This is a genomic window from uncultured Virgibacillus sp. (assembly GCF_947495635.1).
GTDB classification, from domain to species: Bacteria; Bacillota; Bacilli; order Bacillales; family Amphibacillaceae; genus Virgibacillus; species Virgibacillus salarius.
On the sequence record NZ_CANMAB010000246.1, the window covers coordinates 1 to 265 of the forward strand.

Below are 265 nucleotides of genomic sequence, written 5' to 3' on the forward strand. Positions count from 1 at the left end.
ACGTTAACAAGTGGGCCGTTTTCAATATCTAGCCCACGCTGAATCATTTGACTACATACTTCTATTTCTCTCTGATGGTCTTCTACAGAACGATAATTAAATACTTGAAAATCGAACAGCTTATCTTCCGTACTCTTTCGAATGATTTGTTTTACGCCGTCCGGATCAAATTGGTATACCATTCGTAAGGCATCATGATGCTTGGTGATTGCCGTTAAAACTTCCCTGACGATATCTTCCTGAAAGCCTTCTTTACGATGAATCA

General features: G+C 39.2%; 1 protein-coding gene. It reads right to left on the reverse strand.

The window, feature by feature from the left end:
• Positions 1–265 (reverse strand): condensation domain-containing protein (locus Q1A47_RS20695; protein ID WP_299632772.1); only part of this gene is annotated, 265 nt, incomplete at both ends.